This is a genomic window from Streptomyces sp. NPDC014733 (genome assembly GCF_043083385.1).
GTDB lineage: Bacteria > Actinomycetota > Actinomycetes > Streptomycetales > Streptomycetaceae > Streptomyces.
The window spans coordinates 600,145-621,739 of the sequence record NZ_JBIBYO010000004.1; the positions used below are offsets into that span (position 1 = coordinate 600,145).

14 protein-coding genes are annotated in these 21,595 nt (G+C 73.0%); 2 read left to right on the forward strand and 12 right to left on the reverse strand.

All coding sequences use genetic code 11. From position 1 onward, the window contains the following. Positions 1 to 157: 157 nt before the first annotated feature. The 8 genes from ACF1BH_RS13625 to eccD all read right to left on the reverse strand — a co-directional run bounded on the left by ACF1BH_RS13625 (position 158) and on the right by eccD (position 7,717). Positions 158 to 514 carry a hypothetical protein gene (locus tag ACF1BH_RS13625; RefSeq protein ID WP_391642629.1) on the reverse strand — a complete coding sequence of 119 codons (357 nt, stop codon included), beginning with the start codon at positions 512 to 514 and terminating at the stop codon, positions 158 to 160. Next, complete coding sequence (locus ACF1BH_RS13630) at positions 507 to 950, reverse strand: YbaB/EbfC family nucleoid-associated protein (protein WP_391642630.1); 444 nt, start codon at positions 948 to 950, stop codon at positions 507 to 509. Before ACF1BH_RS13630 ends, ACF1BH_RS13625 begins: the two co-directional genes overlap by 8 nt. A gap of 37 nt (positions 951 to 987) precedes the next feature. After that, positions 988 to 3,075 carry a hypothetical protein gene (locus ACF1BH_RS13635; RefSeq protein WP_391642631.1) on the reverse strand — a complete coding sequence of 696 codons (2,088 nt, stop codon included), beginning with the start codon at positions 3,073 to 3,075 and terminating at the stop codon, positions 988 to 990. Positions 3,076 to 3,248: 173 nt separating this feature from the next. After that, positions 3,249 to 3,698 carry a hypothetical protein gene (locus ACF1BH_RS13640; protein ID WP_391642632.1) on the reverse strand — a complete coding sequence of 150 codons (450 nt, stop codon included), beginning with the start codon at positions 3,696 to 3,698 and terminating at the stop codon, positions 3,249 to 3,251. Continuing rightward, positions 3,688 to 3,966 (reverse strand): hypothetical protein, encoded by a 279-nt coding sequence (locus tag ACF1BH_RS13645; RefSeq protein WP_391642633.1) that lies wholly within the window; start codon positions 3,964 to 3,966, stop codon positions 3,688 to 3,690. Before ACF1BH_RS13645 ends, ACF1BH_RS13640 begins: the two co-directional genes overlap by 11 nt. 111 nt (positions 3,967 to 4,077) lie before the next feature. After that, a complete protein-coding gene (locus tag ACF1BH_RS13650) occupies positions 4,078 to 4,470 on the reverse strand; it encodes a WXG100 family type VII secretion target (RefSeq protein WP_391642634.1) in 393 nt (130 codons plus the stop codon). A 334-nt stretch (positions 4,471 to 4,804) separates the two neighbouring features. Next, positions 4,805 to 6,277, reverse strand: a complete 1,473-nt coding sequence (gene eccB, locus ACF1BH_RS13655; protein WP_391642635.1) for a type VII secretion protein EccB — start codon at positions 6,275 to 6,277, stop codon at positions 4,805 to 4,807. Positions 6,278 to 6,328: 51 nt separating this feature from the next. Next, positions 6,329 to 7,717, reverse strand: coding sequence for a type VII secretion integral membrane protein EccD (gene eccD / locus ACF1BH_RS13660; RefSeq protein WP_391642636.1), 1,389 nt, complete (start codon positions 7,715 to 7,717; stop codon positions 6,329 to 6,331). Between the two features lie 274 nt (positions 7,718 to 7,991). Here eccD and eccCa point away from each other — a divergent pair, with 274 nt between their 5' ends. Continuing rightward, on the forward strand, positions 7,992 to 11,960 hold the full coding sequence (gene eccCa / locus ACF1BH_RS13665; protein ID WP_391642637.1) for a type VII secretion protein EccCa: 3,969 nt from the start codon (positions 7,992 to 7,994) through the stop codon (positions 11,958 to 11,960). Between the two features lie 516 nt (positions 11,961 to 12,476). Here the strand turns inward: eccCa and ACF1BH_RS13670 are convergent. The 4 genes from ACF1BH_RS13670 to ACF1BH_RS13685 all read right to left on the reverse strand — a co-directional run bounded on the left by ACF1BH_RS13670 (position 12,477) and on the right by ACF1BH_RS13685 (position 20,192). Beyond that, positions 12,477 to 13,826 carry a S8 family serine peptidase gene (locus ACF1BH_RS13670; protein ID WP_391642638.1) on the reverse strand — a complete coding sequence of 450 codons (1,350 nt, stop codon included), beginning with the start codon at positions 13,824 to 13,826 and terminating at the stop codon, positions 12,477 to 12,479. 214 nt (positions 13,827 to 14,040) lie between these two features. Then, the gene (locus ACF1BH_RS13675; RefSeq protein WP_391642639.1) at positions 14,041 to 17,331 is read right to left on the reverse strand and encodes a right-handed parallel beta-helix repeat-containing protein; all 3,291 of its coding nucleotides are present in this window, start codon (positions 17,329 to 17,331) and stop codon (positions 14,041 to 14,043) included. Between the two features lie 387 nt (positions 17,332 to 17,718). Then, positions 17,719 to 19,443 carry an ATP-binding protein gene (locus ACF1BH_RS13680; protein ID WP_391642640.1) on the reverse strand — a complete coding sequence of 575 codons (1,725 nt, stop codon included), beginning with the start codon at positions 19,441 to 19,443 and terminating at the stop codon, positions 17,719 to 17,721. Between the two features lie 17 nt (positions 19,444 to 19,460). Then, a complete protein-coding gene (locus tag ACF1BH_RS13685) occupies positions 19,461 to 20,192 on the reverse strand; it encodes a response regulator transcription factor (RefSeq protein WP_391642641.1) in 732 nt (243 codons plus the stop codon). A 158-nt stretch (positions 20,193 to 20,350) separates the two neighbouring features. Between ACF1BH_RS13685 and ACF1BH_RS13690 the strand changes: the two genes are divergently transcribed. After that, the gene (locus ACF1BH_RS13690; protein WP_391642642.1) at positions 20,351 to 21,595 is read left to right on the forward strand and encodes an AMP-binding protein; all 1,245 of its coding nucleotides are present in this window, start codon (positions 20,351 to 20,353) and stop codon (positions 21,593 to 21,595) included.

Below are 21,595 nucleotides of genomic sequence, written 5' to 3' on the forward strand. Positions count from 1 at the left end.
GAAACCACGGGCGGCGGGCCCGCATGACGGAGCGCACGGCGAGTGCGGGTGGACACGGAGAACGGTGGGACGGGACGTACGAGGAGGCCGGGGCGGCGGGGACGCCCGCGCGCCCGCCCCGGCTCTCCGGTGCGGGCGGGGCGCGCGGGCGCCGGCGCTAATGCTCTGCGGTGCCCTTCTCCTCGCCCTGGGTGTCCATGGCCTTCCACGCCTGGACGAGCTCCTCGCTGTCCTGCTTGGCCGCGTCGAAGATCTTCATCATGTTGTCCCCGGCCTGGCCGGTGGAGTCCGTGAGGTCGGACATCAGCTTGACCACCGTCTCCAGGGCGTGCGTACCGGGCCCGGCGTTGCCCATGTACTGCTCGTGGACCTCGTCGTCCCGCCCGGCGCCGTCCTTGTTCAGGCGGTTGATCTCCGCCACGTCCGCGTTGAGCGCCCTGACCGTCTCGGCGAGGTGCGGGTACTCACCGAACAGCCGCTTCAGATCGTCGGTGGTCCTGATCTCCTCAGCCATCGGTCTCGTCCTCGTCGTCGCCGCCGCGCCGCACGGCACCGGCCGCGCCCTGCTGCGGCCACATCTTCCGGGCGTCCTGCATGGCCTTGAGCTGTTCCGTGCCGCCGAGCATGGACTCGCGGATCTCGTCGCCGAACCCGGTGAACGGCGCGACGGCGCTGTGCACCTTGGCGTGCACCTCGGAACGGGCCTGCTCCAGCAACTGCACCAGGGTCCGGCCCAGTTCGGCGGGGGCCATGGTGCGGTACTGCTCACCGTGGAACTTGATCTCGCGGACGTCCGAGCGGGTGCCCATCACCACGGTGACCGCGCGGTTCTTGGAGGTGACCTTGACGGTCTCCTGCGCCAGCCGCTCCTGCGTCTCCCGCAGCCGGTCGCGGTGTTCGGCCAGCCGTCCCATCATCTGGTCGACCTGGTCCTGGAATCCGGGGCTCATCGCCTGCCCTTCCGTTCGTCTGCCACTGTCCGTGCGGTCATCGGCCGATCACGCCCGGTGTGGCACCTCCGTCGGTGCCCCACACCTCTTCCTCTTCGTCGACCCAGGTCGCCCGCTCCCGGTCGCCGCCCTGGCCGCCACCGCCCGCGCCGGCCCCGCCGCCGCCCATCGGCGGAACCATCGGGGTGCCGGACGACGTCGACCGTCCCATCGAGGTGGCCTCCTGGAGCGCGCCGCCCCGGCCGCCGCGGCCCCCCTGGGGAAGTTCCTCGGGCGGCGGGGGCGGCAGCGAACCGCCGTTCTTGAACGCCTTCGGGCTCAGGCCCGTGCGCGGGGGCTGCACCTCACCGGGCGACACACCGCGGCCACCGCCGCCCTCGCCGGTTCCGCCGCCACCCGGACCGCTCATGGTGCTCAGACCGCGCGGCATCACCGGCGGATGGGCGGGGCCGCCGGACGAGCCGCCCTTGCCCCCGGGCAGCTGGGCGTTGTCGGGCATCTTCCGCTCGCGCCACACCGAACCGTCGTGGGGGTCCACCGCGGAGTGCAGCTTCGTACCGCGCGGCACGGTGATCTGATTGCCGTTGCGGTCGGTGGCGAGGGTGCCGTCGGGGCGGGTGACGGTCCCGTCGGCGTTGATCTTCGAGCCCCGGGGGACGTCGACCGCGTGCCCGTTGCGGTCGGTGAGCGCCTTGCCGTCCGGTCCGACCAGCTTCGCGGAGCCGCCGCCGGAGCCGTACGGGGAGGTCTTCAGGCCGGACGTGCCGCCGCTGGTGCCGGTCATCGGCGGCTGGATCTTCGGCGGCGGGGGCGGGATCGCGCCCGGCGGAAGGTGCCCGGTCTTGTCGCCGTCGCCGCCCGTGTGCCCGTCCGCGGTGCCGCCCGTTCCGTGGTCGAGCTGCTGCGCGAACTGCTTGACGTCCGGCGGGGTCTTCCCACCCTCGGGACCGTCCTCGCCCGAGCCGCCACCGGGCGGCTGTACGCCGTCGCCCTTGCCGTGCTCGTCCACCGAGGAGTCCGTACCACCGGCCCCCTCCGGACCGGTTCCGGAGCCGTCCGGGCCACCGGCGCCGTCGGGCCCGGTGCCGTACCCGTTGTTCTTGAGGTACTGCTGCATCTCCGGCGGCAGTTCCTTGCGGTCGGTGCCCGTGCCGAACGGGTTGGTGTTCGTGCCGAAGGCGTTGCCGCCGCCCGCACCGCCGCCGGGCATCCTGAGCTGCAGCGGGGTGATCTGCTGCGGAATCGCGGTGCTGGTCGAGCCGACGGTCGAGGTCAGCGCCTGCATCTGCCGGCCGGCGGGCTGGTCGAGCCGGGTGTTGACGTTCGCCAGCCACAGCGCCTTCGCCCGCGACTGGACCCGGTCCCAGAACTCCTGGGTGCTCGGGTCCCCGTACGAGGAGGTGACCTTGGCCTCCGGATTGCTGCCGTCGCCCATGCTCTGGTAGCCGAAACTCACGCTGGCGCCCTGCATCGCTTCCTGCAGAGCGTCGTGCACCGCGTTGACCGGCCAGGCCATCCGGTCGGCCCGCCAGTCCCGGTGGGCGGCGAGCAGCTCGGTGAGTGTGGTGTGCATCTGGGTACGGGTGCGGTCCAGCTCCGCGGCGATGTCGCGCGGGGTGGTCATCTCGACGCGCAGCCGGTCGAGTTCCTCGCCCATGCCGTGCAGCACCGTCCGGAAGACACCCGCCGCGCTGCCCTGCCAGTTGGAGTCGTCCTCGTTGACCTCGCGGGCCCAGGCGTCGAGGATGCCCCGGGCTCCTTCGAGCCGCCGCTCCAGGCCGCGCAGGGTGATGCCGGCGGTGTCGAAACTTCCCAGGCTGGCGACGTCGTTGCCCTTGAGGGAACCGGCGACCGGGCCGAGGATCGCCTCGGGCTGCTGCACGAAGTCATGGAACGGACCGGAGTCCAGGGCGCCCCAGTCCATGGTGGCGCCGAGGAAGTACTCCAGGTCAGTGGAGCCCACCGAGAAGCGGAAGGACCACCACACGTCCTGGCCGTGCGCCATGTCCGCGCCACCGGCGAGTGAGGTGCCGGTGGTGAACCCCGACAGCCAGCTCGGGGTCCCGTCGGTCCCGATCGCCGAACTGTCCGTCACGTTCTGCCCGCTGCCGGCGAAGGCTTTCATCGCCTCTCCCCAGTTCACGCGCGCGTCCGTCCCTTCGGCCCGTACCGGTTCACCTGGTGGTCCCTCTCCGGCCGGTCCCCGTCGCCGGACGGACCGCGAGGGGCCGCCCGGGGCGGGGCCGGTGTGTCATCGATCGTTGCTCGCCGGACGTGGTCCGAAGCTCCGGCGTTCTCCTACGCGGTCCCCGAGGAATTCCCCTGCGGCGGCGGGGTCTTGCCTCCGAAACCGTTCAGGATGTCCTGGAGGTCCTGCATCATCTGCGAGGCGGACAGTTCGGTGTCCGCCTCCGCCTTGTCGAGAACTTGATGCACCGACAGCAGATCCTTCGACAGGTCGGTCATGGACTGCGCGAACCTGTCCAATTCCTGTTTCAGGCCCTTGCAGAACGCCGCGTATCGCTGCTGGAGTTCTTGGCCCGCGGGGAAATCCTTGCCACCGGCGAGAAGCTTCGCATAGCCGCCCGGGCCGGCGGCACCACCGGCGAAACCCTCGATGTTGCGGTAGTCGTCGTTGTCCCGCAGGCCCATGATGAAGTCTTGGATCCGTTGCTGGGCGAAGCTTTCGAGATATCCCTCGGTGATCTTCACCCGGCCGGTGCCGGAACCGTGATCCTCATCCGCCATGGACCTGGTTCCCACCGCGCATGTCGGCCTGCATCATGGTCTCCTTCATCTGGGCGAGGACGTGTACCCCCTGTGCGTGGGACGTGTTCAGCGCGTGGATCTGGCTGTCCAGATTCCGCTGCACCTCGTTCCACGCGTCACCCGTGGTACCGCGCATTCCCGTGAGCAGCGGCGCCAGGTCCTGCTTCATGGTGTTCAGCGCATCGACCATGCTCCGGTTGGCCGTGTTCAGATCTTCGATGTCGTTTTCCAGCTCTTTGGTTTCCATCCGGAATGACATATCGCTCCTCGCGAGGCATGGAAGGGATGTAGGAAGGTCGCCCCGGACGCCGGGTCGCGGTCGGGGCGGTGGTGCCCGGTGGTGCCGTGGGCGGCGGCGTCAGGACGAGGAACCGCCCAGCACACCCTGGATCTCGTCGAGGTCACCACCGCTGTTCCAGCCGCCGGCGAGGTCGTGCGCGTCCGTGTCGCCCGTGTTGAGCGTCTGGTTGGCGGCGTCGAGATTGTCGTGCAGGGTGTTCACCTTCTGCGACACCTGGTTGTACGTCTCGATCCATTCCTGCATCTTCGTCTGGAACTGCTGGCTGGCGCCGGAGTCGAAGTTCCGGCCGACGGACTGGACGGTGGTCTCCACCGTCTGCCCGGCGGTGCGCATCTTGCCCATCTGTTCGTTCAGCAGCGAAAGCGCCTGCCGAATGTCCTCATCCTTCTTTTCAATGCCACCGGCACTCATGGGTCGTCCTCTCCGAAAAAAGCTGGGGGTTGGGGACATACGTCGACGACGTCGGAATCGACGCCACCGTGCGGTCCGGACAACGCGGACGAAAGGCGGGCGGAACCCTTCGCGGGGAATTCACGTTCTCCGGGCGCGCCGCTTCCGGGCTCTTCGGCCCGGTGTCGCTGCCAGGGAGTCACCGACGCTACCGGCGGATGCACCCGCGCGACGGCAGGAGGTACGCCGGCAATCCGGCTGCCACGACGCCGAGTTCACGGGGGAATCAGCTTCGGGAACCAACATCGGATCCAGGGTAATGGCAACGGCACGCGGAGTAGTCATACCAAAGGTTGATGTTCGGAATCCGTTTTCCCGGCCCCTTCGCCGCGGCTCATGAACCGGCCCCGGAGGGCGCGCACCCGGCGGCCGCGGACGCGGCGGCGGGCACGATGCCGCCCTTGGCGATCCGCGCCGGATCGAGGCGTGGCCCGGTCGGTAGCAATTTCACCAACTGTCCTGGTACGGCGGCCGGTTCGACCCTGTCGTAGCCGAATTGCTTGGCTGCTTCGGGGGGCAGCGGATAGGCCGCTCCGGCGTCGGTGACGAGATAGTCGGCGGCCCCGGCGCCCGCCGAGGACAGCGACCGCACGAGCACACCGCTGCCCGGCCGGACCCAGACCCGGTCGGAGGGCAAGCAGGCCGCCTGGATACCGGGCTGGGTGTTGGGCGCACCCGCCGGAACGTCCTTGCTGTCGAGGACGACGACGCCCGTCGTGGGGCCCTTGGCCCCGCGCCCCGGGGTGACCTTGGTGCACACGCTCTGCGTGGCGTCCGCGGTGACCAGCCGCGGTGCCGTCGCCGGGAGGCCCTCGGCGAGGGAGTTCCCCAGGCCGGAGGAGGCCTGGTGCGCCGACAGGTCGGCCGGGCCGATGGCGCGGGGCTGGACGGGCGCCCCGTCGTACGCGTCCTTCTGGGTGCGGGGGTCGCCGCGCAGCAGGTCGAAGAGGAGCGGGGTGAGCGGGACGAGCCCTTCCCCGCGCAGGACGTAGCGCTGGCCGTCGGAGCCGGTGAACAGCTGGCCGACGCGGGTGGGGGCACCGGCGAGTTCGGGTCCGTCGGCGCCGCGGTCCGGGACGGGCGGCGAGGCGACGTCGGTGCCCGCGGTCAGGGTGTTGAGGAATTCGTCCTTGACCTGGAGGGGTGAGACTCCGGCCCAGCCGACGGCGGCGTGCGCGCCGTGTTCGGTGTCGACGCGGTGCCGGGTGCCGTGCCACAGCAGCTGTACGCCACCGGAGGGCGAGGTGACCAGCGTGCCGGAGGCGTCGTCGAGGGCGTCGCCGACCTCGGTGCTGCCGACGGCGAGGCTCAGCACCTCACGCTTCTTGCCGTAGGCGTTGGTGAGGCGTCCGGCGCAGGCGAGCCAGGCACCGGTGTCCAGCGCCTCGGGCGCGGGCACCGAGTCGGGGGCGCCGACGATGCCGACGGGCGCGCCGTGCGGGGTGCCGCCGAGGGAGGCGGCGCTGACGTGCTGCACGGTCAGCTGTGCCCCGGCGACGAGCTTCGCCGACGCCTCGTTGAGCACCGGGTGCAGGGCGTTGTCGGCGTAGAGGTAGCGGGTGGTGGAGTCGTCGACGAGGACGAGGGTGCCCGGTTTGCGCCAGGAGGTGGCGCCGCCCGGGGAGATGACGCCGTAGAGCGCCACACCGATGCCGACGAGCACCGCGACGACGGCGCCGCCGATCAGGCCGCGTTTGGTGCGGGCGCTGGGGGCGTCGGCGGCGTCCGGCTCCACGCGGAGCATCCCTGCCGACAGCCGGCTCATCACGAACAGGTGGGCCTGTACCTGGTCCCGCCTGGATTGCATGTCAGTTCCCCTTCCCCGGCCGGACGGCCGGCGGCAGTGCGGCGGGCCGGATCAGCCGTTGACGGCGCGCAGTTGCTGGTAGATGCCGGCGACGAGGATCGCCAGCGGGACGAGGACGACGGCGGTCGTGGTGTGCAGCAGGTCGCCGATGCGGCCCCAGTACGGCACGAGGCGGCGGCCGGGCACCGTCCAGGCGGCGACGGCGGCGACGGCGGCCGCGGCGAGCAGCGCCGCGATCAGTCCCAGGCGGGCGGAGAGCCCCAGCCCCGTCGCGCCCGCCGTGGCGGCGAGGGCGAGTCCGTAGACGCCGGGCAGCACCATCGACAGGCGCTGCCAGAGGCTGCCGAAGTGGCGTGAGTGGAGCAGCAGGAGCAAGCTCAGCACGCAGGCGCACACCAGGGGCGGCCAGCCGTCCGCGGCGGGGGCGGTGAGGAGCGCGGTGAGGCAGCCGGCCGCGACCAGGCCGAGGGCCGCGTAGAGACCGGTCATGTAGCTGTCGGCGAGGACGGCGCGGGAGTTGACCTGCTCGGCGGGGTGCGGGTCGATGCCCTCCTGGAGCTGGTCGGCGTTGGCCGGCAGCACCGGCAGCCGCAGTCCGGAGAGCCGGAAGCCGAGGCCGGGGACGAGGCCGCCGCAGATGAGGACCAGCAGGACGACGACGCCCGCGGCGTGCGCGAGGGGCAGTCCGGCGACGACGGCGCCGCCGCCCACGGCGACGAAGAGGCCGGCGGTCAGCGCGCCGAGGAAGAGCGGGGCGCAGGCGGCGACCGCGGCGAGGGCGAGCACGGAGGCACCGGCCCCGGCGGCACCCGCCGCCAGCAGCCGTGCGCCCAGCAGGACTTCGGGCTCCCCGCCGGTGGGCACCAGGGCTCCGGCGAGCGCCATGCCGGGCACGGCCATGATGCCGAGGACCGCGCCGCCCGAGGCGTCACCGACGGCGCGGGAGGCGGCTCCGGAGCAGCCGATCAGCAGGAGCGCGAGCCCGGCGCCGAGCGCGGCGCGCAGCGCGGTGGGGCCGGGCAGGGCGAGGACGGTGAGGGCGACGGTGAGGGCGGTGGCGGCCAGGCCGAGGAGGAGGCGGCGGGTGAGTTCGGGTCGCCAGGAGTCGGGGCGCGCCCGCAGGGCGTCGCCGACCCCGTCCACGAGGTCGTCGTAGGCGACTTCGGGCAGCGTCTCGTTGCGGGGGCGGAGGTAGAGGGTCTCGCCGTCGCGCAACTCCAGGGTGCGGGGGGTGCCTTCGTCATCGAGCGGGGGGCGGCCGAGACGCTGGATCGCCCAGCCGCCCTGTTCCAGGCCCGCTTCGTGCAGGTCGTCGCCCGCGTAGTCGACGAGGACCGGCAGCAGGTCGGCGACGGGGACGTCGACGGGCACGCCGATGTCGAAGGCCCTGTCGGGAGATCGGACGGTGAGTCGGCACAGGCCGACGGTGGTGTCGCTCACGGCGGCTCGCTCTCTTCGTCCCGGAAATTCCTCCGGGTCGACGCGGATTGAGGAGAACACTATCGTGACTGCTTATCAGTAATGCGATCACAGAGGGTACTCCCGAGAGCGGAAGAGGTATCCGGTTCTCTTCGGTCACTGCCTCTCGACCACTCTTTCCTTAACCATCATTTGCTCCCTCGCATCTGCGAAGTGTCCTCGCTTCCGCACCCGGTGATCCGCACCGGGCGCCGGGCAGCGCGGGATACGGCCCCCTCCCGAAGGAAGGTCCGTCTTGAGCACCGTCACATTCCGCCGCCCCCCGCGAAGGCCGGGGCCCCAACTCCCGCAGGGTGAGCTGAGCCTTCAGGAACCGCCGACCCTGCCCGAGCCACAGAGCGCCGTGTCCGGCATGCTCATGTATCTGCCCATGGCGCTCAGCTCGATGGGCATGGTGCTGATCTTCCTCAAGCCGGGCGGTGGCGGCGGGGCGCTGACCTACGTCGCGATCGGCATGATGGCGCTCTCCGCCGTCGGGATGCTGGTCACGCAGTTCCTGCGCACCTCCCAGGACCGCAAGCGCAAGCTGCGCGGCGAGCGCCGGGACTACCTGCGCTACCTCTCCACCACCCGCCGCCGGGTCCGCAAGGTGATCACCCAGCAGCGGCAGGCACTGGCCTGGCAGCACCCCGAGCCGCCCGCCCTGTGGTCGCTGGCCCGCACCAGCCGGCTGTGGGAGCGCCGGCTGACCCATGAGGACTTCGCCGAGGTCCGTATCGCCCGCGGCTCCCAGGCCCTGGCGCTCGCCCTCTCCCCGCTGTCGACCAAGCCCGTCGAGGACCTCGAACCGCTCTGCGCGCACGCCCTGCGGCGCTTCATCCGGGCGTACGGCACGGTCGCCGACCAGCCGGTCGCGGTCCGGCTGCGGACCTACGCGCAGATCGTGCTCCGCGGCGACGAGGCGGTCTCCCGCAGCGCGGTGCGGGCGCTCCTGGCCCAGCTGGCGGTGTTGCACGCGCCGCGGGAACTGGACATCGTGATCGTCGCGGACGGTGCGGCGCGCCCGGAGTGGGAGTGGGCGAAGTGGCTGCCCCATGTGCACCACCCGGCCGAGACGGACGGCGCGGGCGCGGCCCGGCTCGTCATCGACACCGTCTCGGAGCTGGAGTCGCTGCTCGGCGAGGAGTTCGCGCAGCGGCCGAAGTTCGACGCCGAGCGGGAGCCGAGCCGCGACGAGCCGTACACCGTGATCGTGCTGGACACCATGAACGTGCCGCAGGGCGCGCGGGTGGCGGGCGCGGGCTACGCCAACACCGTGGTGCTGGATGTGCGCGGGGTGCTGGACCGGCAGCACGCACGGCAGGTGCTGCGGCTGCGGACCGGCGACGGCACACTCCACATGATCGGCACCGACCGCAACGGCAAGGAGACCGAGACCGCGATCGGCCGCCCCGAGCAGTTGGGCACGGCCGCCGCGCGGGCGCTGGCCGCCACCGTCGCGTCGTACCGGCCGGGTGCGCGCGCCCAGAGCGACCAGCCGCTCCAGGAGGACATGGACCTGGCGGGCCTGCTGGGCATCGCCGATCTCCGGACGGCGGCGCTGGACCGGCTGCGGCAGCGCTCCGGCGGTGAGCGGCTGCGGGTGCCGATCGGACTGTCGGCGGACGGCGGGCCGGTGGAGCTGGACATCAAGGAGTCCGCGCAGGGCGGTATGGGCCCGCACGGCATGCTGATCGGGGCGACCGGCTCCGGCAAGTCGGAGCTGCTGCGCACCCTGGTGCTCTCGCTGGCCCTGACCCACTCGTCGGAGACGCTCAACTTCATCCTCGTCGACTTCAAGGGCGGCGCGACCTTCCTCGGTCTGGACGAGCTGCCGCACACCTCCGCGGTCATCACCAACCTCGCCGACGAGACCGCGCTGGTCGAGCGGATGAAGGACGCGCTGCACGGCGAGCTGATCCGCCGCCAGGAGCTGCTGCGGAAGGCCGGCAACTACGCCTCCGCGCTGGAGTACGAGCGGGCCCGGGAGGGCGGCGCGGACCTCGCGCCGCTGCCGACGCTGTTCGTGGTCGTCGACGAGTTCAGCGAACTGCTCGCCGCGCACCGCGACTTCATGGAGCTGTTCGTGATGATCGGCCGCCTCGGCCGCAGTCTCGGCGTCCATCTGCTGCTCGCCTCGCAGCGCCTGGACGAGGGCCGGATGCACCAGCTGGAGTCGCATCTGTCGTACCGCGTGGGGCTGCGGACGTTCTCGGCGATGGAGAGCCGCGGGGTGCTCGGGGTGCCCGACGCGTACAACCTGCCGTCCCAGCCGGGCAGCGGTCTGCTCAAGAACGACGTGGGCACCCTGACCCGCTTCAAGGCGGCCTATGTGTCCGGGTCCTACCACCCGGTCCGGCGGGCCGCGCGGCAGGCCGTCGTGGCGGGCCAGGTGGTGCCGTTCAGCACCTCGTGGGTACCGCAGCGGCAGTTGCCGCAGGTCGCCGAGGAGCTGCCGGAGGAGACCGACGGGTCGGCGCCGAGCCTGCTCTCCATCGCCGTGGAGCGGCTGCGGGAGCCGGACGCCGCCCCCGCGCACCGGGTGTGGCTGCCGCCGCTGGACCTCCCGCCGACGCTGGACGAGCTGCTGCCGCCGCTGACCGGGACCGCCGGGCGGGGCCTGGTGCCGGCCGGGGCGGCGGACGGCCCCCGGCTGACCGTGCCCGTCGGTGTCGTCGACCGCCCCTTCGACCAGCGGCGCGACCCGTTGACGGCCGATCTGTCGGGCGCCGGCGGCCATGTCGCGATCGCGGGCGGGCCGCAGAGCGGCAAGAGCAACCTGGTCCGTACCCTGATCAGCGCGCTGGCGCTCACCCACAGCCCGCGCGAGGTGCAGTTCTACTGCCTGGACTTCGGTGGCGGTTCGCTGTCCGGGCTGTCCGGGCTGCCGCACGTCGGCGGCGTCACCGGGCGGCTCGATCCGGAGCGGGTGGTGCGGACGGTGGCCGAGGTCACGGCGGTCATCGCGCGGCGCGAGCGGCGGTTCGCGGAGCTGGGCATCGAGTCGATGGACGACTTCCGGCGGCGCCGCGCCGCCGGTGACCTGGCCGACGAGCGGTACGGCGATGTGTTCCTGGTCGTGGACGGCTGGAGCACGGTGCGGCAGGACTTCATGGATCTGGTGCCGGCTTTCAACCTCATCTCGTCGCGGGGGCTGAGCTTCGGCGTCCACCTGGTCATCGCGTCGTCGCGGTGGTCGGAGATCGGCAGCGCCCTCCGCGACCAGCTCGGCACCCGCTTCGAGCTGCGGATGGGCGACCCGGTCGACTCGGTGATCAACATGCGGGCGGCGGACACCGTCCCGAAGATCCCCGGGCGCGGTCTGACCGGTGAGCGGCTGCACTTCCTCACCGCGCTGCCGCGGTTGGACGGCGACCCGCGGGTCGCCTCGCTCGCCGAGGGCGTGACGGCGATGGTGAGCCGGGTCAAGGCGGCCTGGGACGGACCGGCGGCGCCCGCGGTACGGATGCTGCCGCTGGAGCTGGACGCGGCGACGCTGCCGGCGCCCGACGGCGATCTGCGGGTCCCGCTCGGCCTGGAGGACCAGCGGCTGGAGCCGCTGGTCCACGACTTCGAGGCCAACCCCCACCTCATCGTCATCGGCGACGCGGAGACCGGCAAGACCAACCTGCTCTCGCTGATCTGCCGCGCGGTGACCCGGCGGTACACCCCGGACGAGGGCCGGATCATGCTGGTGGACTTCCGGCGGTCGCTGGCGCCCGCGGTCCCCGAGGAGTCGCGGCTCGGGTACGCCGTCTCCACCGACAAGCTGCGGAAGATGGTCGAGAGCGTGGCGCGGGCGATGCGGGACCGGGTGCCCGGCCCCGAGATCACCCCGGAGCGGCTGGGCCGCCGCGACTGGTGGACCGGGCCGCAGCTCTTCCTGGTGGTCGACGACTTCGAGATGGTCGGCGGCGGCGGTGTCTCCGGCCCGAGCCCGTTCGCGCCGCTGATGGAGTTCCTGCCGCAGGGCAACGAACTGGGCCTGCACCTCGTCGTGGCGCGCAGCGCCAACGGCGCCTCCCGCGGTATGGGCGACCCGCTGCTGCGGAAGCTGCTGGAGGCCAACACCCCGGCGCTGATGCTGTCCTGCCCGCCGTCGGAGGGGATGTTCCTGCCCGGTGTGAAGCCGCGCACCATGACCACCGGACGCGGGCTCTACACCACCCGCCGCGGCACGACCCAGGTACAGACCGGGATGCTCCGGGCTCCCGACGCCTCCTGAGCGACGGTCCCGGCGCCTGCCACAGCCCCGCGCGGATCCCTTCCCGGCATCCGCGCGGGGCTTTGCTCATGCACATCGAACAGGCCGTACCGCGCCCTTGTCGCACAATCCGCCGCCCTTTTCCGGACCGTCTCGATATTCCGCCGGAACACATTCGGGAAACGCCACCCCCAGGTGGAGGGTTTACGGCTCCGGCAGCAACGAAGGAAGGGGAAAGGGAAAGGCATGAAGCGGCGGGGAACGCGCACGCGGCCCCCGGAAATGACCCTTTTCTGCACGGCACGGTCACACCCGCCGGGCGATGTTCACGCCCCGGCGCCCGTATTGCGCGAGCACCGGCCATGCGCCGCCGCGCCGCGCTCCCCCGCCGGGCACCGCAACGACGCGGGATTCCGGTCGACTTGGCTCGCGGTTGGCCGATTCGGGCCGGTTCGGTGCGCTCGGGCTCTCCCCCGTCGGCAGGCACCACACATGCGCCCGGGGCGGTATCGCCCCGGGCGCGTCCTCACCCCGTTCTCAGGCCCCGGCCCCGGGAGCCACCGCGCCGGTACCGGGCGGGTCCTCGCCGGGCACGGAACCGGGCACGGAACCGGCCGCGGCACCGACGGTGAACCGGCCGGGGCGCCAGCCGCGGCGCCTGCCACGCGGAACGACGGCGGCGGCGAGGCCCACCAGGGCCAGCAGGGCGGCCGACACCCCGGCGATGATCCAGGCGCGGTGCACGGCGGTCCGCGACGGCGCGGCGGGCAGCCGCAGCGCCATGGCGTCGTCGTCCGCACCGTGCCGCGCGGCGCTCAGGTTGGCGCTGACCGCCGGTCCCGGGTCCACCGTCCCCGAACCGGCCAGCGGGCCCGCGCCCTGGTCGTAGGAGGTCCGCTGCAACCGGGAGCGGACCTGCTCGGCCGTCAGATCGGGCCGGTAGGAGCGGACCAGCGCCGCCGTACCGGCCACGAAGGCGGAGGCGTAGTCGGCGCCGCTGCCCACGAAGTGGCCCTGCCCGCGCGGCCCGATGCTCAGCACGTTGTCGCCGGGGGCAGCGAGCGCCGGTGCGGTGCGCGGCGGCAGCTGCTGGTCGGGGAGGCCGTCGGGCGGGGCGAGAGCGGCTACGGCCACCACTCCGGGCAGCTGCGCCGGGTACGCGGCGGGCGCCGGCGTGTCCCGGTCCCGCTGCTGGTCCCCGTAGGCCGGAGCGACGATCAGCACGTCCTCGGCCCGGGCCGCATGGACCGCCGCCGTCAGCTTCGCGCTGCCGGACGCCAGCGCCACCGGCACGTCGATCACCTTCGCGCCGCCCTTCACCGCCGCGTCGATGCCGGAGGCGAGGTGGTCGGGGGTGATGGTGCCGTCGTGCGACGAGGCGCGGACGGCCAGGACATGGGTGCTGGGCGCCACCCCCGCGAAGCCGACATCCGCCGGTTTCGCCGCCGCGATCAGCCCGGCGACGAAGGTGCCGTGGCCGACGCAGTCCGTCCCCGCCGAGCCGCCCGCGACGACGTCGGGGCCCGCTTCGACCCGTCCGGCGAGGGCGGGCGCCGACGCGTCCACGCCGGTGTCCACCACGGCGACGGTGGCGCCGTCGCCCTCGGTGAGGTCCCAGGCCAGCTCGGGCCGGAGCAGTTCCTGCTGCCAGGGCGGCGCCGGGGTCTTCTTCGTGGACGGCTTGGTGCAGCCCTTGCCGTCCAGCACCCGGGGAATCTGCGGCAGCGAGAGCGCACCGTCGCCCGGGTCGGCGGCCGCCGGTGCCGTGCCCGCGGCCAGCAGCCCGAGAGCGGCGACGGCCGCCAGGGCCGACCGCGCGCCGGGCGGGCGGGCCCCGGCACGGCCACGGGCGGTGAACCGGGCGGCGTTCTCAGGGCAGTTGTGCACCGGCGGCGTTCCCTACTTCCGTTGACACCCGTTCCCCCGCGCTCCCGGGACGCCGGGGCCGGGGCGGTACCGGCCGGGCACCCCCGCGCCCGGTCCGGCACACGGCGGCAGGAGCCGCCACGCCCTCCCATTCACCCAGCCTCGCCCGGTCCCCGTCACCTACAAGTGGGGGGTATCGGAAGGGAATTGGGCCACAGGGAGCCGGTGTCGCCCGTCACAGATTCGCGCTCGCCAGGTCCTCCGGCAGCAGCCTCCGCAGCTCGTCCAGGCCCGCGTCCGGCATCCGGCTCAGGCGGCTCGCCTGGCGGGTGACCATCGCCTCCATCACCTTGCGGGCGTAGCGGGCGTTGCCGAAGTCCTCGCCGCGTTCGACCTGCTCGAAGTGGCGGCGCAGCCCCTCCACCGTCCCGGGGACGCATTCGTAGCCGTCCCGTTCGCAGGTGCCGAGGATGATGGAGAGGAGTTCGTCGGTGGTGTAGTCCTCGAAGTGGACGGTGCGGGAGAAGCGGGAGGCCAGGCCCGGGTTGGAGGCGAGGAAGCGCTCCATCTCGCCGGAGTATCCGGCGGCCACCACCGCGACGTCGCCGCGGTGGTCCTCCATCAGCTTGACGAGGGTGTCCACCGCCTCCTGACCGAAGTCGTGGGAGGCGCCGCCGGACGGGGTGAGGGTGTACGCCTCGTCGATGAAGAGGACGCCGCCGCGGGCCCGGGCGAAGACGTCGCGGGTCAGCTGGGCGGTGTGGCCGACGTACCGGCCGACGAGGTCGGCACGGGCCACCTCCACGAGCTGGCCGCGCGGCAGCACCCCGAGGGAGCCGAGGAGTTCGCCGTAGAGCCGGGCGACGGTGGTCTTTCCGGTGCCGGGCGGCCCGGCGAAGATCAGGTGGTGGCCGACGGAGGTGGCGGGCAGTCCGGCCGCCTGCCGCCTGCGGGCCGTCCCCAGGAGGTTGACCAGGTCCTCGACCTCGTTCTTGACCGCCTCCAGGCCGGTCATGGCGCGCAGCCGGCCCAGCACCTCGTCCAGCGCCTCGTTGTCCTGCGCGGCGGTGCCCGCGCCGACCGCGGCGGCGGCCTGCTCGCCGACGTCGGAGGGGACGAAGGTGGTCAGGTCGGACTGGGACACCTCGGCCATCTCCGCCAGCCGGAACGCCTGCCGGTCCACCATCTCCTCGAACACCTTGCGGGCGGCGCGGGCGTTGCCGAACGACTCGTCCTTGTGCATCCGCCCGAAGTGCACCGCGAGCGCCTTCCCGGTCTCCTCGGCGAGGGTGTAGCGGTGCGCCTCGCACTGGTTGCGGACGATGGTGACCAGCTCGGGGACGGTGTAGTTCTCGAACTCGATGGTGCGGCTGAACCGCGAGCCCAGGCCCGGGTTGGAGTCGAGGAAGTTGCTCATCTGGGAGGTGTATCCGGCGGCGATGACCACCACCTCGTCGCGGTGGTCCTCCATCAGCTTGACGAGGGTGTCGACGGCCTCCTGACCGAAGTTGGCGCCGCCGCCCTCCTGGGCGGTGAGGGTGTACGCCTCGTCGATGAAGAGGACGCCGCCCAGGGCCTTCTCGAAGACCTCGGTGGTCTTCAGCGCCGTACCGCCGACGATCTTGGCGACCAGGTCGGCGCGGGAGACCTCCACCAGATGGCCGGAGCGCAGCACGCCGAGCGCGGCGAGGATCGAGCCGTAGAGCCGGGCGACGGTGGTCTTGCCGGTGCCGGGCGGGCCCGCGAAGACCACATGGCGGGAGTTGTGGGGCACCGGGAGTCCGGCCTCGCGGCGGCGGCGGGCCAGCCGGTTGAGGTTGACGAGCATGGTGACCTGCTCCTTGACACCCTGCAGGCCGACGAGTGCGTCGAGCTTGGCCAGCGGCCCGTGGGTGTCGCCGCCGCCCGGGCCCGCGGCGGCCGCGGCCTCACCCCAGATGTCCGGGTCGGCGTTGTCGCCGCTGGTCAGGTCCTCGACGCTGGTCTCGCCGTCGGGGGCGGTCTGGCGGACGCCCGCGCCGCCGTTGCCGGTGGCGGTGCAGCCGGTCACCCGGACCCGCTTGCCGGTCTCGGCGCGGACGCCGTCCCCGGTGTTGTCGGTGAGCCGGCAGCCGTTGAGCGCTCCGCGGGCCTTCGGGCCGATGCGTACGCCGTGGGCCTTGGCGCCGTGCACCCAGGTGCGGACGGCGGTCAGTTCGGCCCCCTCCTCCAGCGTGACGCCGTCGTCCCCGGCGGCGTCGATCTCGCAGTCGAGGAGGGTGACGGCGGCGCGCGGCCCGACGAGGACCCCGGCGCGCGTGGCGCCGCGCACCGTCGTGGCCTGGAGGGTGGGCCGGGCGCCCTCGGCGAGGGCGACGCCGCACCGGCCGGCGCCGGTCAGCTCGCCGTCCTCGATCTGGGCGCGGCCGGTGGACCGGATCTCCAGGGCGTGGCCCTCGGGGTCGGTGACGCCGACCCGGCGCAGCACCGGTGCGGCCTCGCCGTCGATGAGGATGCCGGTGCCCTTCGCGGCGATGATCTCGGCACGGTCCACGCGGGACGCGCCGTCCCCGCCGAGCGACAGGCTCTCCGCCGCGCAGCCGCGGAGCGTGAGGCCGGTCAGGGCCGGTGCGGCGGACTCCTCGGCCACCACGCCGGAGCCGGCCGCGTCCTCGACGGTGCAGTCGGTGAAGGTGCCGCGGGCGTGTCCGGAGACGACGATGCCGTGGCCGTCGCTGCGCTCGACCCGCAGCCCGCGCAGGACGGGATCGGTGTCGCCGCCGAGCGTCACGCCGTGGCTGGAGGTGGCGCTGACCGTGCACTCCTCGACGGTGACCTGGGAGGAGGTGGACAGATGCAGGCCGATGACGGTGTCGCGCAAGTGGCAGCGGGCGAGGCGGGTGGCGCTGTCCTCCTCCAGGGCGACGGCCGGTTTGCCGGTGGTGGTCACGGTGCAGTCCTCGACGGTGCCACGGGCCCGGCCGTTGGCGAGGACGCCGTTGCCGCGGGCGTCGCGCACGGTGCAGCCGCGCACGACGGGGTCGGCGTCCTCGCCGATCACCACGCCGGAGCTGCCGAGGCGTTCGAGGAGGCAGTTCTCGATGATGCTGGGGGCACGGGAGATGTCGACGATGCCGGCGCCCGCCTGGTTGACGACGTGGCAGTTGCGCATCGCCAGGGAGCCCTCCTCGCGGGAGAGCAGCGCCGTCCAGGACGCGCCGGTGATCTCGCAGTCGTCCAGGGCGGCCTGTCCGCGCGGTACGTCGACGACCGGCAGCTCCGTGTCGTCGCTGCGCAGTCGCAGCCCGGAGAGTTTGACGGCCTCGGCCAGCACCTGGACGGCGCTGCCGGTGCGGGGCGCGATGTCGACGGCCGCCCCGGCCTCGTGGGCGACGAGCGTGACCATCTTGGTCACCACGAGATTCTCCTCGTAGCGCCCGGCCCGCACACTGATGACGGCGCCGCTGCGGGCCGCCTGGATGGCTTCTGCGATGGTGCGGTGTCCGTCGACCCCGTCCGGGTCCACGATCAGCAGGTGGCGGGCCAACGCCGCTCCCCCTTCGTCTGGATCGGGTCGGCGACCGTACCGGTCGTGCACCGGAGCGGGTCGGCTCCCTGATTCGGTGTGATGTGTTCGGGCCGCCCGCGTCCGTGGCCCGGTGGGCCGGACGGTGCGGCGGCCGGTGGCGGCGGAAGGCTCCCGGGCGTCACCCCGGCACGCGCCCCGGGGGCGCGGCCGTGGGCCGGTGTCGATTCCTGAGGGGACTGCGGTGGCGGGCCCGCCCGGCCCCGGCGCGCCGGGTACTGCCCCGGCGGCCCGTGCAGCGGGCGCACCGGGTGCGCCGCGCCGCTGCCGCCGCGAAGTGTACGCGCAATTCCATTACGGGGAACGGGCGTTGAGCGCCGTACGCCGGGAAAGGCCCGTTCCGTACGGTCATGCCTCCCGGGGTGCGGAACGGTCACCGGGCGGCCGGGGGGCGGGACCGTCGGGGGCGGGCAGGGTGACGCGGGCGACGGTGCCGGGGGCCGGTCCGCCGCTCTCGATGGTGAGTTCCCCGCCCATGCCGTCGACCAGTCCCTTGGTGACGTGCAGGCCGAGCCCCGAGCCCGGGTTCCGGCCGCGTTCGGCGCCCAGCCGGTCGAACGGGACGAACAGCCGGTGCTGGAGGTGGCGGGGGATGCCGGGCCCGTCGTCGGTGACGATCAGGGCGAGGCGGCCGCCGTCGGCCGGCGCGGTGCCCAGGACGACGCGGCCGCCGGGGTGGTTGTACTTGATGGCGTTGGTGGCGAGGTTCAACAGGACCTGCCGCAGCCGCCGTTCGTCACCGGTGACGGCCGGTGCGCCCTCCGGCAGCTCGACGTCGAAGGTCACCGACGCCTCGTCCGCCGCAGTGGTCAGCAGCCCGTGCACATCGGCGAGGAGCGGGCCGACGGGCACCGGCTCGGCCCGCAGCCGCAGCGCCCGGGCCTCGATGGCGGCGACGTCGCTGAGGTCGTCGACGAGATCGACCAGATGGCCCGCGGCGGAGCTCATCCGCTCCAGCGCCTCCGTGCTGCGCTCCGGGGTCAGGGAGCCGGAGCGGAGCATCTCCCCGAAGCCGACCACGGCGTGCAGCGGGGTACGGATCTCGTGGCCCAGCGCGGTCAGGAACTGCGACTTGGTGCGGCTGTTCTCCTCCGCGTGGCGTTGGGCGATCTCCGCCTCGGCACGCGCCCGCCGCTCCTCCTCGGCGGCCTTGCGGTCGGTCTCGTCGACGAGATTGACGCACCAGGAGACGATGTTGCCGTAGGCGTCACGGACGCCGGAGTACGTGGTCGAGGTGACGATCGGCTCGGCGTCGGGGCGGTGGAAGCGGAGTTCGAAGCGGTGCCGTTCGCCGGTCTCGGCGGCGACGCCGTGCAGCAGCGAGGCGCGGTCGTCGGCCTGCACCAGATCCTGGAAACACCGTCCGACCAGGTCGGACGCCTCCCGTACCAGCAGTGCGCACAGCGCGCGGTTGACCCGCAGCACCCTTCCGTCGAGGCCGAGCAGCGCCATTCCGGCGGCGTTGTCGTCGAAGGCGCGGCGGAAGCGCTCCTCGCTCTGGGCCAGGCTGCCGAAGAGCCGGTCGTGGTCGATGGCGACGGCGGCGAGGTGGGTGAAGCGCTCGACGAGGTGGCGTTCGTACTCGGTGGGGGTGTGCGGGTCGTCGTGGTAGACCGCGAACGTCCCCAGCACCTGGCCGTCCTTGCCGGGTATGGGCGTCGACCAGCAGGCCCGGACCCCGGCGATGGCGGCGGCCGGCCGGAAGTCGTCCCACAGGGAGCTGCGGTGGATGTCGGGCACCACGACGGGCACCGCGGTGTACGCGGCGGTGCCGCACGAGCCCGCGCAGGGGCCGGTGTCCATGCCGTCGATCGCCTCGATGTACTCCTGCGGCATGCTGGGCGCCGCACCGTGGTGCAGCCGCCCGGAGCGTTCGTCGAGGAGCAGCACCGAACACCGCGTACCGGGCAGCAGATCCTCCAGCGCGCCGGTGACGGCGTCCAGGACGGGCCGTAGCGGTGCGCCCTCCGCCATCATCTCCAGCACCTGGGCGTGGTGGACGAGCAGCTGCGGGATGGCCTCGGTGTCCGGGCCCGTACCGAGAGAGGCACGCCGGTCGAATTCGCGCAACATGACACCTTCTGGGTTCTTCAGGGCTCGAAGCGGTAGCCGACACCGCGGACCGTGCGCAGCCAGTGCGGGCGGTCGGGGTCGCGTTCCAGCTTGCGTCGCAGCCGGTGGACGTGCTGGGTCACGGTGGCGGGCTCCTGCCAGTCGCTGGAGGACTGCCAGACCTGTTCGAGGAGTTGGTCGCGGGTGTAGACGTGGCGGGGCGAGGCGGCGAGGAAGGCCAGCAGGTCGAACTCGCGGGCGGTCAGCTCCACGGCGTCGCCGCGTACCGTGACCGTCCGCGTCGCGCGGTCGATGACCAGGCCGTCCCGGGACCTCACGGGCGCTGCCGCCGGCTCCGGCGCGGGCTGCGCGGGCGCGGGCTCCGCCCGGCGGCTGCGGCGCAGCACCGAGCGGACCCGGGCTGCCAGTTCCGCCGGGGAGAAGGGCTTGACCACGTAGTCGTCGGCGCCGAGGTCGAGGCCGATGATGCGGTCCGTCTCGCCCGACCTGCCGGAGACGACGATCACGGGGAGGTCGGCGGAGCGGCGCCGGATGTGGGTGAGGACGTCCAGGCCCGCGACGAGCGGGAGGGTGAGGTCGAGCAGCACGACATCGGGGCGGTTCTCCGCGACGGCGTCGAGCGCCGCCTGGCCGTCGGCGGCCGTCACCACCGCGAAGCCCTCGGACTCCAGCTGCCATCTGGCCAACGTCCGGACATCCTCGTCGTCGTCCACCACCAGGACGTGAGCATGCGTGCCACTGCTCGGCAAAGCGCCTCCCCGCATCGATCGAACCGCACTGCGCGGGGTGTCGATGATCTCATTGTTCACCCCTTCGCGTCACCACGCGATCACCTTGAGCGAGCAGTTAAGCAATATTTGATGAACCGTTGCGGATCAAGTGAGGTGGCCGCAGAAGAGTCGGAGCCGTGAGTACGAGAACCGCGGACACTGTCGCAGCCGCACTGGCACAGGGAGCCGCCCGCCACGGCGCGAGGACCTTCCTCGTCGCCGAGACCCCGGAGGGCGGCCGGCTGTCGGTCAGCTGGGCCGAGATGGACGCACGGGCGACCCGGACGGCGCGGCTGCTGCGCTCGCTCGGGCTGCGGATCGGTGACCGGCTCAACGTGCACACGGCCAACTGCCCGGAGTTCTACGACCTGTGGTTCGGCGCGGCCCGGATGGGTGCCGTACTCGTCCCGAGTGATCCGCTGCACACCCCGGACGAGCTGGGGTATCTGCTCGCCCGCTCGCGTTGCCATGCCACCGTCACCCAGGCGCCGTTGCGGGACACCACCGTCCGCGCCTGCGTCCAGGCGCCGGACTGCCGGCATCTGCTGGTGATCGGCGGGGACGGCCACGACGGGTTCGAGGCCGCGCGCGATGCGCAGTCCGACGCGCCGTGGGACCCGGAGCGGGACGGTCCGGGCCCCGGCCCGCACGACCTCCTCGGGATGCTGCACGCCGCATCGGGCCCGGGCCCCGCCGAGGAGGTGCCGCTCAGCCATGCCGCGTATCTGGGGGCCGGGCGGAACATCGCCGGGCGGCTGCGGATGTGTCCCGAGGACCGGCAGCTGATCGTGCTGCCGCTGTTCCGTGGCAACTCCCAGCAGTACGCGTCGATGTCGGCGCTGGTCAGCGGCGGTTCGATCGCGCTGACTCCGGGCTTCACCGCCGAGCGCTGGGCCGGTCAGGCCACCACGCTGCAGGCGACGCTGGCCGGGCTGCTGCCCGCGCCGCTGTGCATGCTGCTGGCGCGGGAGGAGAGCGCCTGGGACACCGCGCACGGGCTGCGGGCGGTGATCGCCACGCAGAAGGTGTCCGAGGAGCGGACCACCTCGTTCGAGAAGCGGTTCCAGGTCTCCCTGCTCCAGCTGTACGGCATGCAGGAGACCGTCGCCCCGGTGCTGGCGTCCGCGCAGGCGCGGCGCCGTAAGCGGGAGCGCGGCGCCCCCGCGCGGCGGGCGCCGGGCGGGCGGAGCGGCCCGGACGGGGTCCGCCGGCCCGGTGCCCGGTTGGCCCGCGTCCACGTGGTGGGCCGCTCTGCGGCGACGGGTGAAGTACCGGGAAGATCATGTGAGTTCCGGTCGGCGGGATTCCGCGCCGACCTGCTGTCGTCCCTGAGAGTCGCCGGCTGCCGGCGGCCGGTGAATGAGCGCGCTGAGGCGGAGTGA

What these genes read in the sequence shown, in the direction of transcription:
- ACF1BH_RS13645 (WP_391642633.1), bottom strand. Translation starts at nt 3,966, where the DNA reads ATGGAAACCAAAGAGCTGGAAAACGACATCGAAGATCTGAACACGGCC.
- ACF1BH_RS13625 (WP_391642629.1), bottom strand. Translation starts at nt 514, where the DNA reads ATGGCTGAGGAGATCAGGACCACCGACGATCTGAAGCGGCTGTTCGGT.
- ACF1BH_RS13650 (WP_391642634.1), bottom strand. Translation starts at nt 4,470, where the DNA reads ATGTCCCCAACCCCCAGCTTTTTTCGGAGAGGACGACCCATGAGTGCC.
- ACF1BH_RS13680 (WP_391642640.1), bottom strand. Translation starts at nt 19,443, where the DNA reads ATGTTGCGCGAATTCGACCGGCGTGCCTCTCTCGGTACGGGCCCGGAC.
- eccB (WP_391642635.1), bottom strand. Translation starts at nt 6,277, where the DNA reads ATGCAATCCAGGCGGGACCAGGTACAGGCCCACCTGTTCGTGATGAGC.
- ACF1BH_RS13635 (WP_391642631.1), bottom strand. Translation starts at nt 3,075, where the DNA reads ATGAAAGCCTTCGCCGGCAGCGGGCAGAACGTGACGGACAGTTCGGCG.
- ACF1BH_RS13630 (WP_391642630.1), bottom strand. Translation starts at nt 950, where the DNA reads ATGAGCCCCGGATTCCAGGACCAGGTCGACCAGATGATGGGACGGCTG.
- ACF1BH_RS13640 (WP_391642632.1), bottom strand. Translation starts at nt 3,698, where the DNA reads ATGGCGGATGAGGATCACGGTTCCGGCACCGGCCGGGTGAAGATCACC.